Annotated in this window: 11 protein-coding genes and 1 riboswitch; of the genes, 8 read left to right on the top strand and 3 right to left on the bottom strand. The window is 73.7% G+C overall.

The window, feature by feature from the left end:
• Window positions 1-116: 116 nt before the first annotated feature.
• The 4 genes from gatC (at window position 117) to SOY78_RS09720 (ending at window position 5,196) form a co-directional block, all read left to right on the top strand.
• Window positions 117-413 (top strand): Asp-tRNA(Asn)/Glu-tRNA(Gln) amidotransferase subunit GatC, encoded by a 297-nt coding sequence (gene gatC, locus SOY78_RS09735; RefSeq protein ID WP_049146890.1) that lies wholly within the window; start codon window positions 117-119, stop codon window positions 411-413.
• Window positions 414-421: 8 nt separating this feature from the next.
• Window positions 422-2,038 carry an Asp-tRNA(Asn)/Glu-tRNA(Gln) amidotransferase subunit GatA gene (gatA, locus tag SOY78_RS09730; RefSeq protein ID WP_324701491.1) on the top strand — a complete coding sequence of 539 codons (1,617 nt, stop codon included), beginning with the start codon at window positions 422-424 and terminating at the stop codon, window positions 2,036-2,038.
• The gene (gene gatB, locus SOY78_RS09725) at window positions 2,035-3,540 is read left to right on the top strand and encodes an Asp-tRNA(Asn)/Glu-tRNA(Gln) amidotransferase subunit GatB (RefSeq protein ID WP_324701490.1); all 1,506 of its coding nucleotides are present in this window, start codon (window positions 2,035-2,037) and stop codon (window positions 3,538-3,540) included. Before gatA ends, gatB begins: the two co-directional genes overlap by 4 nt.
• Window positions 3,541-4,419: 879 nt before the next feature.
• Window positions 4,420-5,196: a hypothetical protein gene (locus SOY78_RS09720; protein ID WP_144819143.1), complete on the top strand. Its 777-nt coding sequence runs from the start codon at window positions 4,420-4,422 to the stop codon at window positions 5,194-5,196.
• A 169-nt stretch (window positions 5,197-5,365) separates the two neighbouring features.
• Here SOY78_RS09720 and SOY78_RS09715 read toward each other — a convergent pair whose 3' ends face one another.
• Window positions 5,366-6,406 carry a phosphotransferase family protein gene (locus SOY78_RS09715; protein ID WP_073115838.1) on the bottom strand — a complete coding sequence of 347 codons (1,041 nt, stop codon included), beginning with the start codon at window positions 6,404-6,406 and terminating at the stop codon, window positions 5,366-5,368.
• A 43-nt stretch (window positions 6,407-6,449) separates the two neighbouring features.
• Here SOY78_RS09715 and SOY78_RS09710 point away from each other — a divergent pair, with 43 nt between their 5' ends.
• A complete protein-coding gene (locus tag SOY78_RS09710) occupies window positions 6,450-7,337 on the top strand; it encodes a type II CAAX prenyl endopeptidase Rce1 family protein (RefSeq protein ID WP_129042873.1) in 888 nt (295 codons plus the stop codon).
• A 31-nt stretch (window positions 7,338-7,368) separates the two neighbouring features.
• Here the strand turns inward: SOY78_RS09710 and SOY78_RS09705 are convergent, their stop codons facing one another.
• Entirely contained in the window at window positions 7,369-8,007 is a 639-nt protein-coding gene (locus SOY78_RS09705) for a VOC family protein (protein WP_256598109.1), read from the bottom strand.
• 178 nt (window positions 8,008-8,185) lie between these two features.
• Window positions 8,186-8,301, top strand: a riboswitch (SAM riboswitch).
• A 130-nt stretch (window positions 8,302-8,431) separates the two neighbouring features.
• On the opposite strand from SOY78_RS09705, the gene SOY78_RS09700 reads away from it, so the two are divergent.
• Both SOY78_RS09700 and metX read left to right on the top strand, forming a co-directional pair.
• The gene (locus SOY78_RS09700) at window positions 8,432-9,799 is read left to right on the top strand and encodes a bifunctional o-acetylhomoserine/o-acetylserine sulfhydrylase (RefSeq protein WP_324701489.1); all 1,368 of its coding nucleotides are present in this window, start codon (window positions 8,432-8,434) and stop codon (window positions 9,797-9,799) included.
• Window positions 9,796-10,926, top strand: a complete 1,131-nt coding sequence (gene metX / locus SOY78_RS09695) for a homoserine O-acetyltransferase MetX (protein WP_324701488.1) — start codon at window positions 9,796-9,798, stop codon at window positions 10,924-10,926. Before SOY78_RS09700 ends, metX begins: the two co-directional genes overlap by 4 nt.
• A 75-nt stretch (window positions 10,927-11,001) precedes the next feature.
• Here metX and SOY78_RS09690 read toward each other — a convergent pair whose 3' ends face one another.
• The gene (locus tag SOY78_RS09690) at window positions 11,002-11,895 is read right to left on the bottom strand and encodes an SGNH/GDSL hydrolase family protein (protein WP_324701487.1); all 894 of its coding nucleotides are present in this window, start codon (window positions 11,893-11,895) and stop codon (window positions 11,002-11,004) included.
• Between the two features lie 80 nt (window positions 11,896-11,975).
• Here SOY78_RS09690 and SOY78_RS09685 point away from each other — a divergent pair, with 80 nt between their 5' ends.
• A complete protein-coding gene (locus tag SOY78_RS09685; protein WP_036340883.1) occupies window positions 11,976-12,668 on the top strand; it encodes an alpha/beta hydrolase in 693 nt (230 codons plus the stop codon).
• The last annotated feature ends 15 nt before the right edge of the window (window positions 12,669-12,683 follow it).

The following is a 12,683-nucleotide window of genomic DNA, read 5'->3' as shown; positions in this document are numbered from 1 at the left end:
CCGCCTCGAAGCGGTGGCGGCGGCCGGGCAGGCCCCGGCACTAGACTCGATTCCGATGTGGCCGCCGCCGCGCCGGCGTCGTCCACCCCGCCCCGACCCGTCACACGAGGAGATCCATGCCTGAGATCACCCGGGATCAGGTGGAGCATCTGGCTCGCCTGGCCCACATCCGGATGACCGACGAGGAGCTGGACACGATGTCCGGCGACCTGGAGAAGATCCTGGAGCACGTCTCCGCGGTCCAGGCCGCCGCGGGCGACGACGTGACGCCGACGTCCCACCCCATCGCGTTGCAGAACGTGTTCCGCGAGGATGTGCCCGCCGGCATGCTCACGCAGGAGGAGGCCCTCGACCAGGCGCCGGACTCCGAGGACGGCCAGTTCAAGGTCCCCGCCATCCTGGACGGAGAGTGATCACCCCCATGACCGAGACGTTCGACGTGAACGCGACCCTCGGCGCCGACGAGCTCGTCCGGCTCACCGCGCTGCAGATGGCCGAGCGCCTGCGCGCCGGCACCACCACCTCCGTGGAGCTCGTCCAGGCCCACCTGGACCGCATCGCGGCCCACGACGGCGACGTGCGCGCCGACGCCGACGGCGACCGCGGCGTGCGCGCCTACCTCCACGTGAACACGGACGAGGCCCTCGCCGTCGCCGCCGAGGTGGACGCGATCCGCGCCGCCGGCGGCCCCGAGGCCGACGCCCTGCACCCGCTGGCCGGCGTGCCCGTGGCCGTGAAGGACAACATCGTCACGCGCGGCCAGCCGACCACGGCCGCCTCCCGCATGCTCGAGGGCTGGCTCAGCCCGTACGACGCCACGGTGGTGGCCCGCCTCCGCGAGGCCCGCCTGCCGATCCTCGGCAAGACCAACCTCGACGAGTTCGCGATGGGCGGCTCCACCGAGCACTCCGCGTTCGGCGTCACCCGCAACCCGTGGGACGGGGACCGCGTGCCCGGCGGCTCGGGCGGCGGGTCGGCGGCCGCCGTCGCCGCGTTCCTGGCCCCCTTCGCCCTCGGCTCGGACACCGGCGGCTCCGTCCGTGAGCCCGCCGCGTTCACCGGCACGGTCGGCGTGAAGCCCACCTATGGCGCCGTCTCGCGCTACGGCCTGATCGCCATGGCCTCCTCGCTGGACCAGATCGGCCCCGCCTCCCGCACCGTGGCCGACGCCGCGGCGCTGCAGCAGGTCATCGGCGGCCACGACCCGCAGGACTCCACGTCCCTGGCCGACGCGCCGGCGGACCTGACCGCCGCGGCCCGCGGCCGCGACCTGGCGGGGCTGCGCGTCGGCGTCGTGACGGACCTGCCGGCGGACGCGTTCCACCCGGGCATCCGGGCCGGCTTCGACGAGCACGTCGCCGCCCTGCGGGAGGCCGGCGCGGAGATCGTGGAGGTCTCCTGCCCGAGCTTCGACGCCGCCCTCGGCGCGTACTACCTGATCATGCCCTCGGAGGCCTCCTCCAACCTGGCCCGCTTCGACGGCGTCCGCTACGGCCACCGCGTGGTGCCCGACGGCGGCGGCACCATCGAGCAGGTCATGGGCGCCACCCGCGCCGCCGGCTTCGGCGCCGAGGTCAAGCGCCGCATCATCCTGGGCACCTACGCGCTGTCCGCCGGCTACTACGACGCCTACTACGGCTCCGCGCAGAAGGTCCGCACGCTCGTGCAGCAGGACTTCGCCCGCGCCTTCGAGCGGGTGGACGTCCTCCTCACGCCCACCGCGCCGACCCCGGCGTTCGAGCTGGGCGCCAAGACGGACGACCCGATGACCATGTACGTCAACGACCTGGCCACCATCCCGGCCAACCTCGCCGGCGTCCCGGGCATGTCCGTGCCGGGCGGCGTCGTCGACGGGCTGCCCTACGGCCTGCAGCTGATGGCGCCCGCGCGCGAGGACGCCCGCCTGTACAAGGCCGGCGCCGCGCTCGAACGCCTCGTGGCCGAGCGCCGGGGCGGGCCGGTGTGGGCCGAGGCCCCCGAGCTGGAGAAGGGCGCGCAGCGCGCCACCACCGCGACCACGGCAGGAGGCCGGGCGTGAGCCACGCAGAACAGACCATGGACTTCGCGGAGGCGATGGAGCGCTTCGACCCGGTGCTGGGCTTCGAGGTGCACGTGGAGCTGAACACCGCCACGAAGATCTTCTCCTCGGCGCCCAACGCGTTCGGCGATGAGCCGAACACCAACGTGACCCCGCTCGACCTCGGCCTGCCGGGCACCCTGCCGGTGCTCAACCGCGAGGTCGTGGAGTACGCGATCCGCCTGGGCGTGGCCCTGGACGCGCAGGTGGCCGAGACCTGCCGGTTCGCGCGGAAGAACTACTTCTACCCGGACACGCCGAAGAACTTCCAGACCTCCCAGTACGACGAGCCGATCGTCTTCGACGGCCACCTGGACGTCGAGCTGGAGGACGGCGAGGTCTTCCGCGTGGAGATCGAGCGCGCGCACCTCGAGGACGACGCCGGCAAGCTCACCCACGTGGGCGGCTCCGGACGGATCCAGGGTGCCTCCGCGTCCCTCGTCGACTACAACCGTGCGGGCGTGCCGCTCATCGAGATCGTCACCAAGCCGATCGTCGGCGCCGGCGCGCGGGCCCCCGAGCTGGCCCGCGCCTACGTCACCGCGATCCGGGACATCGTCAAGGCGATCGGCATCTCGGACGCCCGCATGGAGCACGGCAACGTGCGCTGCGACGCGAACGTGTCCCTCATGGAGAAGGGCGCCTCGGAGTTCGGCACGCGCACGGAGACCAAGAACGTGGGCTCCACGCGCGCCGTCCAGCACGCCGTCACCCACGAGATCCAGCGCCAGGCCGCGGTGCTCGCCGCGGGCGGCACCGTGACGCAGGAGACCCGCCACTGGCACGAGGACACCCGCAGCACCACCTCGGGCCGCCCGAAGTCGGACGCGGACGACTACCGGTACTTCCCGGAGCCGGACCTCGTGCCCGTGCACGTGGACGCCGGGTGGGTCGAGCGCGTGCGCGCGGCGATGCCGGAGCTGCCCGCCGTGCGCAACAAGCGGCTCAAGGCCGAGTGGGGCTACGCGGACGAGGAGTTCCGCGACGTGGTGAACGCCGGCGTGCTGGACGAGATCGTCGCCACCGTGGAGGCCGGCGCCTCCCCGGCGGCGGCCCGCAAGTGGTGGATGGGCGAGATCGCCCGCCTGGCCAACGTGGCGGAGAAGGAGGTCGCCGAGCTCGGGGTGACCCCCGCCCACGTCGTGGAGATCGAGGAGCTGATCGCGGCCAAGACGATCAACGACAAGATCGCCAAGCAGGTCCTCGGCTTCGTGGCCGAGGGTGAGGGCTCCCCGAAGGAGATCGTCGAGGCCCGCTCGCTGGCGGTGGTCTCCGACGACGGCGCCCTCACCGCGGCCGTCGACGCCGCGATCGCGGAGAACCCGGACGTCGTCGCCAAGATCCAGGGCGGCAAGCTGCAGGCGGTCGGCGCGCTGATCGGCCCGGTCATGAAGGCGACGCGCGGCCAAGCCGACGCCGGCCGGGTGCGGGAGATCGTGCTGGAGCGGGTCGGGGTGGGCTGAGCAGCCGACCGATGGGCTCACGCGCGGCGCGCGACGGGCGGTCGCCACTTGATCGCCCAGGAGGATGTGAGACCCCTGGTGTCCGGCGACCGTGTAGTAGATGATGGCCACACTTCTGACAGGTCGTCCTCTCCCGGCCCCCTGACGGCACAGGGTGGGCGGCGCGCCTCCGAAGTGTAGCTTCCATCCGAGAGAAGGGGTCCCTCCCATGACATGTCGACGCACTCTGCTGGGAGCCGGCCTCGGCGCCGTCGGCGCCGCGCTGATCGCCCCCGCCGCCTCGGCGGCCACCGGCTCCACCACGTACCGCCAGCTCGTGATCACCCGGGTCACCTACGACTACTACCGCCGCGAGTACGTGGGCACCGGCATGTACGGCGGCGAGCCCGTGCGAGTCCGTTACACCTACTCGTACCGCCTGTACCGTGGATCGCACTGGTGGAGTCCACGACCCACCAGCAGTGTGAGGACGAGCGGATCGAGTCGGCCTCCCAGTGGACCTGCCTCAACGGGTGCTGGTACCCGGTGTACATCGTGTCGTGCCTCTCGCGCGAAGAGGGTGGTAGCGGCTCCGCAGTGGGGCCGTGACCGTACCGGCATGACGGGAACAGGCAACGGGGCGGGGCGTCGAATCCGACGGTCCGCCCCGTTCTGCTGTGCGAACGCTGCGAGGGGCCGCAGTGCTCCCCCTCCCCGCCATCGGAACGTCATGTGCGGTGATTACTTGAGGTAAAGTTTGAGGTGGCAAAACTGAGATCCGGAACAAAGTGGACCCGAGGGTGCGACACACGCCTCTGCCGCCACCTCGACTCTCACCTCTGCCGTCACCTCGACTCTCACCTCTGCCGTCACCTCGACTCTCACCCCAGGAGCACCCTCATGACCCAGTTGACTCGTCGTCGCGTCGCGCAGGGGCTGGCGTGGACCGCCCCGGCCATCGCCGCCGCCGCTGCCGCCCCCGCCTTCGCCGTCAGCCCCTCGCAGACGCTGGCCTATCGATTCCGTGGGTCGATCTACACCTCCCTGGTCAACAACGGCGTCGGCTGCAGGAACACCACGTACGGTCGCTCCGGGTTGCGGCTCTCCAGCCTCTCGCTGTCCAACCAGGTGCCCATCGGGACCTCGCCCCTGGGGTTCTCCATCGTGGAGATGCCACGCACCGACGGATCCGGCCTCTCGCCGCGGACCACGGCCACACTGGCCAACCCCGTGCAGCTCGTAGTCGCGTACCCCAGTGGGATGGTCGCGAACGTTGCGCAGCCGTTCACCTTCACCAACGGCACCGGTGCCAACTGGAGCGCGCCGACCCGCCGCACGGCCACTCTGACGAGCCCCGACGGCATCACGCAGACCTACGACGTGTTCACGTTCACCTGGCTCGGCAACCGCTCTCAGTCCACGACACAGGATCGGACCGCCTCAGGAACCCGTCCCACCAGCTGGGCGGGCACCGCCCTCACCGGCAGCTGGGCGGTCAACACGAGCTACTGCGCTGTGGATACCGCCTACTACCTCTCCAACTACTACTCCGGGGGCACCGCCGCGGCCCTCGGCCGCACCGCCGGCAGCTACGGCACCTTCACCACGGCCAACGGGTACACCGGTCTGGTGGTCTCCAACTCCCCGTCCACCGGCGGATGGATCGCGATCAACTGAGCCCGGCGGCGCCCGTCGCTCCGGACTTCGTCGGATCGCCGTGTCCCCGGAGGCTGCAGGACACCCTGGTGGTCGGGCCGTCTCAGTCGCCTGCCCCCGGAGGCGCAACGACGGCATGGTCGTCGGAGAGAGGGTCCTGAGCGGGACGTGCAGACTGACGGGCGGCCTATCAGCGCCCCGCGAGGGCGCAGGACGCCCGCTCGATGCGCGGCACCACCTTGCGCAGCAGCCGCCCCCAGCGGGGGGCGCGGCCGGTGAGCTCCTGGCGGGCTGCGGCGTCGTCGAGGGAGTCCAGGCCGGCGGCGCCCAGCCACACGCGGGCCCGGCGGGCCTCCGCGGGCGTGCGGGCGATGTCCTCGATCCGCTCCTCGCCGTGCCAGATCCCCAGGTAGGCCACGTTGCGGGCTCCGTCGCCGGCGTGGGCGAGGTCCCAGTCCAGGATCCCGGAGAGCTCCCACCGCACGTCGTCCCCGTCCGGGGCGGGCACCCAGTGCATGTTGTGCCCGGCCAGGTCCCCGTGCACCAGCGCGGGCCCGTCCGGGGGCGCGGCGGCCCACGCCGTCACCGCCCCCGCGATCCTCGCGACGAGGCCGGCCCAGTCCGCCGGTAGCGCTCCGGCGTGCTCTGTCGGCAGGGACGCGCCCAGCCGCCCCACGCGCGCCACGCGCTCCGCGGTCCACGGACCCCGGAACGCGAACGCCGGGCCGAGTCCCGCCGCGACGGCCGGGTCGGTCACGTCCACGGTGTCGAGGGCGTCCACGATTCCCCGCAGGACGGTCGGGTCGCCCTCGTGGGGCGGGTGCGGCTGCCCCGGCACGAACGCCTGGAGGACGGCCGCGGCGAGGGGGCGGCCGGCGTCGTCGTCCCGGCGGAGCACCGCCGACAGCGGACGCGGCACCGCGAAGGGCAGGCCCGCGTCCGCGAGGGCCGTCACCAGCCCCACGCGGCGCGGCAGGTGGGCGGCGGGGGAGTCCTCGGGCGCCCAGGCCGCGCCGACCGGGGCGCCGGCCTCGCTGACCCGGGCCATGCGCAGCACGGCCAGGCCGTCGAGCACCAGCACGCGGTGGAACTGGCCGGACTCCACCACGTGCCCGGCCGACCACGCGGCGGCGCGCAGCCGGTCCGCGAGCGCGGCGGGCACGTCCGGGAGCAGCCGGGTCAGGGCCTCGGCCGCCAGCTCGAGCTCGGACGCGACGGGGGAGGAGGTCATGTCCCCACGCTAGCGTCCGGGCGCGCGGGGGATACTGGCCCGCATGATCGGCCGCCCCGACCTCCGTTCCGACGCCGCCCCCGCCGCCCGGCCCGCGCTGCCCGCCCCGTCCGCCCGGACGGTCCGCTGGGAGATCGCGATCGTGCTCGGGCTCTCCCTCGGCCGCTCCGCGGTCTACGCGGTGGTGCAGCTGATCGACAAGGCCACCCGTGCCCCGCTGGGGGAGCAGACCACGGTGCTGAACCCCGCGCTCAGCCCGCGGTGGGGCTTCGACCTGACCTACCAGCTGCTGGACATCGGCTTCGCCCTCGTCCCCGTGCTGCTGGTGCTGCACCTGACGTGGCTGCGCGGCCGGAACCCGTTCCGGACCCTCGGCCTCGACCTGCGCCGCCCCGGCCGGGACCTGGCCTGGGGCGCGGGCCTGTTCGCGGTGATCGGGCTCGGCACCCTCGGCGTCTACGCCGCCGGCCGGGCCCTCGGGATCACGACGGCGATCGTCGCCAACGCGATGGACGAGAGCTGGTACCAGGTCCCGGTCCTGCTGCTCTCGGCCGTGCGCCACTCCCTGCTCGAGGAGGTCATCGTGGGGGCCTGGCTGGTCGACCGGCTCGGCTACCTGCAGCGGCTGAGGGCCGCGGGCCTGCACCGCGATCCGGCGCCGGCCGTGCCGTCGTCGTGGGCGAGCGCCGAGGGCCTGTTCCTGCCGACCCGCGTGGCCGCCGTCGTGCTCGCCCTCGCGCTGCTGCGCGGGGCCTACCACCTGTACCAGGGGGTCGGGCCGGGCGTGGGCAACGCGCTGATGGGCGTGGTGTTCGTGCTCGTGTTCCTGCGGGTGCGCCGGGTGATGCCGCTGGTGGTGGCGCACTTCCTGCTCGACGCCGTCGGGTTCGTGGGCTATCCGCTGCTGGCCCGGGCGGGCCTGCTCGGCTGAGTCACCGCCCCCACGGCGGCGGCGGGGCGGGTCAGAGGGTGACGTCGCCCCGCGGGGTCTGGAAGGTCACCGAGACGATGCCGGGGGTGCCCGACGGCGCCACGTACTCCACGTTGACGTCCGCGACCGCGGACTCCTCGCCCTCCTCGCCCAGCCACTCGAGCAGGCGCTCCGGGGAGCCGGCGATGCTCAGCCGCTCGATCGAGGCCTGCGCCTCGGCCGCCTGCGAGGGGTGCATGTCCTCCTGACCGTCGGCCCAGCGCAGGATGTACGGCAGCTGCGGGTCCGCGAGGGTGCCCTTGATGCCGATCTGCCGCCAGGACAGCTCCCGGCCGTCCGGGAAGCGACGGTTGCCGGGGACGGCCTCACGGCCGAGGCGGCGCTCGAACCGGCCGATGTCCGTGGTGGCCACCGCCCAGCTCATCCAGCCGCCGCCCTGCTCGGTGCGGGCGCGCACGAGCTGGCCGAACGGCGCGCTGAGGGAGGCCGGGTGGTCCAGGGCCTCGACGACCTCCAGATACTGCCTGCCCGCCATGGGGAACAGGGCGTTCTGCGTGCCGAAGCGGGGGTGGACACCGCCCTTGATCCGCTCGATGCCCAGCGTCTCGGCGATGCGGGCGACCGTGGCGTCCAGGCCCTCGGGGCCGGCGGCGTAGGACACGTGGTCCATGCGACAGGTGTGCACTGCGCTGTTCCTCTCCGTTCCCGGGCTGCCCCGGGGGTTGACCTGGTGCGAGTCGATGGGCGTCGAGCCCTTGACGGGTCGGGCGCCCCCGTGCGGAGAGCGTATCCGCGTGTGACACGCGTGACGAAATCGTGGCGGGGCGGCGGGCTACACTCGGAGGCACGGTCACGAGAGTCAGCAACAGGCCCCGGCATGCTGACCGGCAACCCTCCTTCCGCGGTGGGGTGCCCCGGGTGACGACCAGGCCGGCCCCACAACGGACGCCGGCAAGCGCGGGCCGATCCCACGGCCCCTCTCGACGGCGCCGGGTCATCTCCGGCACCTCGACGACGCCGGTCTGCGAATCGGCACGTCGGCCGGCGGGCGGGGCGGCCGGGTCCGGCCCCTGAACCCCTCAGGAGGGTCCGCCATGACCGACCAGACCACCCCGACCCCCGACGCCTGGGGCTTCTCCACCGCGCAGGTCCACGCGGGCGTCGCCGTCGGCCAGCACGCCTTCGGTGCGACCGCCCTGCCGATCTTCCAGACCACCTCGTACAACTTCCCGTCCGCCCAGGTGGCCGCGGACCGGTTCGCGCTCAAGGACCTCGACCCGCTCTACACCCGCATCGGCAACCCGACGCAGGGCCCGGTGGAGGAGAAGATCGCCGCGCTCGAGGGCGGTGTGGGCGCGCTGCTGCTGGCCTCCGGTCAGGCGGCGACGACGTTCGCGATCCTCAACCTCGCCGGCGCCGGCGACCACGTGGTCGCCTCGGCCAGCCTCTACGGCGGCACGCAGAACCTGTTCAAGCACACCCTCGCCAAGGTCGGCGTCGAGACGACGTTCGTGACCGACCCGGACGACATCGAGTCCTGGCGCGCCGCCGTCCGGCCGAACACCAAGGCGTTCTTCGGCGAGACCCTCGGCAACCCGCGCGGCGACGTCCTGGACGTGCGCGCCGTCGCCGACACCGCCCACGAGGCCGGCGTGCCGCTGATCGTCGACAACACGCTGGCCACCCCGTACCTGCTGCGACCGATCGAGCACGGCGCCGACGTCGTCACCCACTCCGCCACGAAGTACCTCGGCGGGCACGCCGCGGCCATCGCGGGCGTGATCGTCGACGCCGGCACGTTCGACTACGCGCAGCACGCCGAGCGGTACCCCGGCTTCAACGAGCCGGACGAGTCGTACCACGGCCTCGTCTACGCGCGGGACCTCGGGGTGGGCTCGCCGCTCGGCGCCAACCTGGCCTTCATCCTCAAGGCGCGCGTGCAACTGCTGCGCGACTACGGCTCGGCCATCTCCCCGTTCAACGCGTTCCTGGTGAACCTCGGCCTGGAGACCCTGTCCCTGCGCATGGAGCGGCAGGTGGCCAACGCGGCCGCCGTCGCGCGCTGGCTCGAGGGCCGCGACGACGTCGAGCACGTGGTCTACGCCGGCCTGGAGTCCAGCCCGTGGCACGAGCGCGCCCAGCGCTACCTGCCGAAGGGCGCGGGCGCGTTCGTCTCCTTCGAGATCGCGGGCGGCCGCGAGGCCGGGGCCGCGTTCGTGGACGGGCTCACCCTGCACCACCACGTGGCCAACATCGGCGACGTCCGCTCGCTCGTGGTGCACCCGGCCTCGACCACCCACTCCCAGCTCACCGACGACGAGCAGCGCGCCGCCGGCGTCACCCCCGGCCTGGTGCGGCTCTCGCTCGGCGTGGAGGACATCGAGGACATCCTCGCCGACCTCGAGCGCGGCTTCGCGGCCGCCGCTCGCCGCGGCGACGACGACGCGGGGGAGCGGGCATGACCGCCGTCGCCACGCGTCCGTCGCGCACCGCGCTGCCCCGCGGCGGCCGCCACCGTCTGCGGGTCGGCGAGCTGCGCACCGAGACCGGCGGGCTGCTGCCCGACGTCGAGCTGACCTACGAGACCTGGGGCACCCTCGCCGCCGACGGCTCCAACGCCGTGCTCGTGCTGCACGCCCTCACCGGCGACGCGCACGTGGCCGCGCACGAGGAGGACCCGACGCCGGGCTGGTGGGACGCCCTCGTCGGCTCGGGCCGCGCCGTGGACACGGACCGGTGGTTCGTGGTCGCCCCCGCCATGATCGGCGGCTGCCACGGCTCCACCGGGCCCTCGACGCCCGCGCCCGACGGGCGGCCCTGGGGCTCCCGGTTCCCGTTCCTCACGCTGCGGGACGCGGTCGAGGCCGAGCGGCGCCTGGCCGACCACCTCGGGATCGGCGCCTGGCGTGCCGTGATCGGCGGATCGATGGGCGGGGCCCGCGCCCTCGAGTGGGCCGCGACCCACCCCGCGCGCGTCGCCGGGGTGGGCGTGCTGGCCGCCACCGCGGCCTCCTCCGCCGACCAGATCGCGTGGGGCCAGGCGCAGACCGCGGCCATCCGCCTCGACCCGGACTTCCAGGGCGGCGACTACTACCCCGGCCCCGGCCCCGTGGCCGGCCTGGGCATCGCCCGGCGCATCGCCCACACCACCTACCGCACGGCGGGCGAGCTCGGCCAGCGGTTCGGCCGGGAACCGCAGGGCGTCGAGGACCCGTTCGGCGCCGTCGTCGGGGTGCCGGGCGGGCGCGGGCGCTACGCCGTGGAGTCCTACCTGGACCACCAGGCGGCCAAGCTCACCGACCGGTTCGACGCGAACTCCTACCTCGTGGTCACCGAGGCCCTCATGGGCCACGACGTCGGGCGCGGGCGCGGCGGCGTGGCGGCGGCGCTCGCGGACTACCGGGGCCGGGCGTTCGTGGCCGCCGTCGACTCGGACCGGCTCTACCTGCCGGCCGAGTCCGAGGCGCTCGCGGCGGCGCTGCCCGCGCGGCCGCCGGTGCACACGATCGCCTCGCCCATCGGCCACGACGGGTTCCTCACCGAATACGGCCAGGTGGCCGACACGCTGAAGCGCACCCTCGCCCTCTGAACTTTCGTTCGGGAAACGGCGGCGTGTCGCGGCACTGTCGTTCGAGAAACGGCCACCGGCCCCCGCCGGCCGGGGTCAGGGCTCGACGACGTCCAGCGGCTCGGTATGGTCTGAGCCCTGCGGCATCGGCGCACCGAAGAGCGGCTCGGGGACGGGGCGCTTGGCCGTGACGCCGTCGCCGGAGGAGACGCCGCGGAGGCGGCGGACCACCCACGGCGCCAGGTGCGTGCGCACCCACGCGGCGTCCGACGCGCGGGCCGCGCGCCACGTACGCGGCGTCGGCGGGGCCAGGCGCAGGTGCTCGAGGCCGTGCTCCACGCCGAGGGTGTCCAGCACCATCGCGGCGATCGTGTGGTGGCCGAGCGCGGAGAAGTGCAGGCGGTCCTCGGCCCACATCTCCCGCCGGGCGAGGTCCTTGAGTGACCACATGTCCGGCACCAGCGCGTCGTGCCGCAGGGCGATGGTGCGCACGTTCTCGTTGTAGATCGCCACGGTGCCGCGGATGCGGCCGATGACGGGCGTGCCCTTCACGTCGGTCGCGTTGAACAGCAGCACGGTGGCGCCGTCGGAGGCCAGACGCTCGACGACGGCGTCCAACCGGACCGCGATCTCGTCCGGGTCCGCGCCGCGCAGGATGTCGTTGCCGCCCGCACACACGCTGATGAGGTCCGGCCGCAGGGCGAGCGCCGGCTCCACCTGGTCCTCGGCGATCTGGTCCAGCAGCTTCCCGCGGACCGCCAGGTTGGCGTAGGCCAGGTCCTCGCCGGGCGGCGTCAGGCGGGAGAGCTCCTCGGCCAGGCGGTCGGCCCAGCCGCGGTGGTAGCCGGGACGGTCCGGGTCCGGGTCGCCGATGCCCTCGGAGAACGAGTCCCCGATGGCGACGTAGCGGCGCCACGGATGGGCGGCGGGGTTGTCGACCGGGGTCGCGTCGGAGGCGTGCGGAGGCTGGGAGGAGGATGGGTTACCCACGGGTAGGATTCTGCCCACGTCGCGCGGGAGGGGTCAACCTCCGGGAGGGGCCGACCGTGCCGCTCGCTAGGCTGGCGGACGTGAACGCGAACCCCACCCCCGCCGTCGAGCCCGTCGTCCGCTGGTCCCGCCCCGAGGGCGAGCGCACCGAGGACCTGCTGATCGTCCTGCACGGCTACGGCGCGAACGAGGACGACCTGTTCGGCCTCGTCCCGCACCTGCCCGAGCACGTCACGGTGGCCGCCGTCCGCGCGCCCCTGCCCCTGCAGCCGGGCTCCCACGCCTGGTTCCCGCTCTCCCAGGACCCCGTCACGGGCGAGCTGGGCTCCACCGCCGAGCCGGTCCGCGAGGCCGTCGAGGCCCTGCACGCCTGGGTGCAGGCGGTGCGCGGGGACTTCCGCACCGTCTCCCTGCTCGGCTTCTCGCAGGGCATGGCGATGGCCACGTCGCTGCTGCGCCTGGACCCGGAGGCCTACGCATGCACCGTGGCGCTGTCCGGCTTCGTGGTGGACCCGGAGCTCACCGAGCCGCGGCTGCGCGAGCTGTTCACCCGCGACGACGACGTCGCCCGCGTCCGACCGAAGGTCTTCTGGGGCCGCGGCCAGGAGGACCCGATCATCTCCGAGCCCCGGGTCGAGGAGACCCATGCCTGGCTGAACGCCCACGTGGACCTCATGAAGATCGTCTACGCCGGGCTCGGCCACGCGATCAACGAGCAGGAGCTGGGCCACGTGAAGGAGTACCTCGCCCACATGGTGCCGCCCCGCGGCTGACGCACCGGACACGCT

Origin of the sequence: Micrococcus sp. HOU01, assembly GCF_035609305.1 — a bacterium.
Lineage (GTDB): Bacteria > Actinomycetota > Actinomycetes > Actinomycetales > Micrococcaceae > Micrococcus > Micrococcus luteus.
This window is presented reverse-complemented; position numbering and strand designations above follow the sequence as displayed.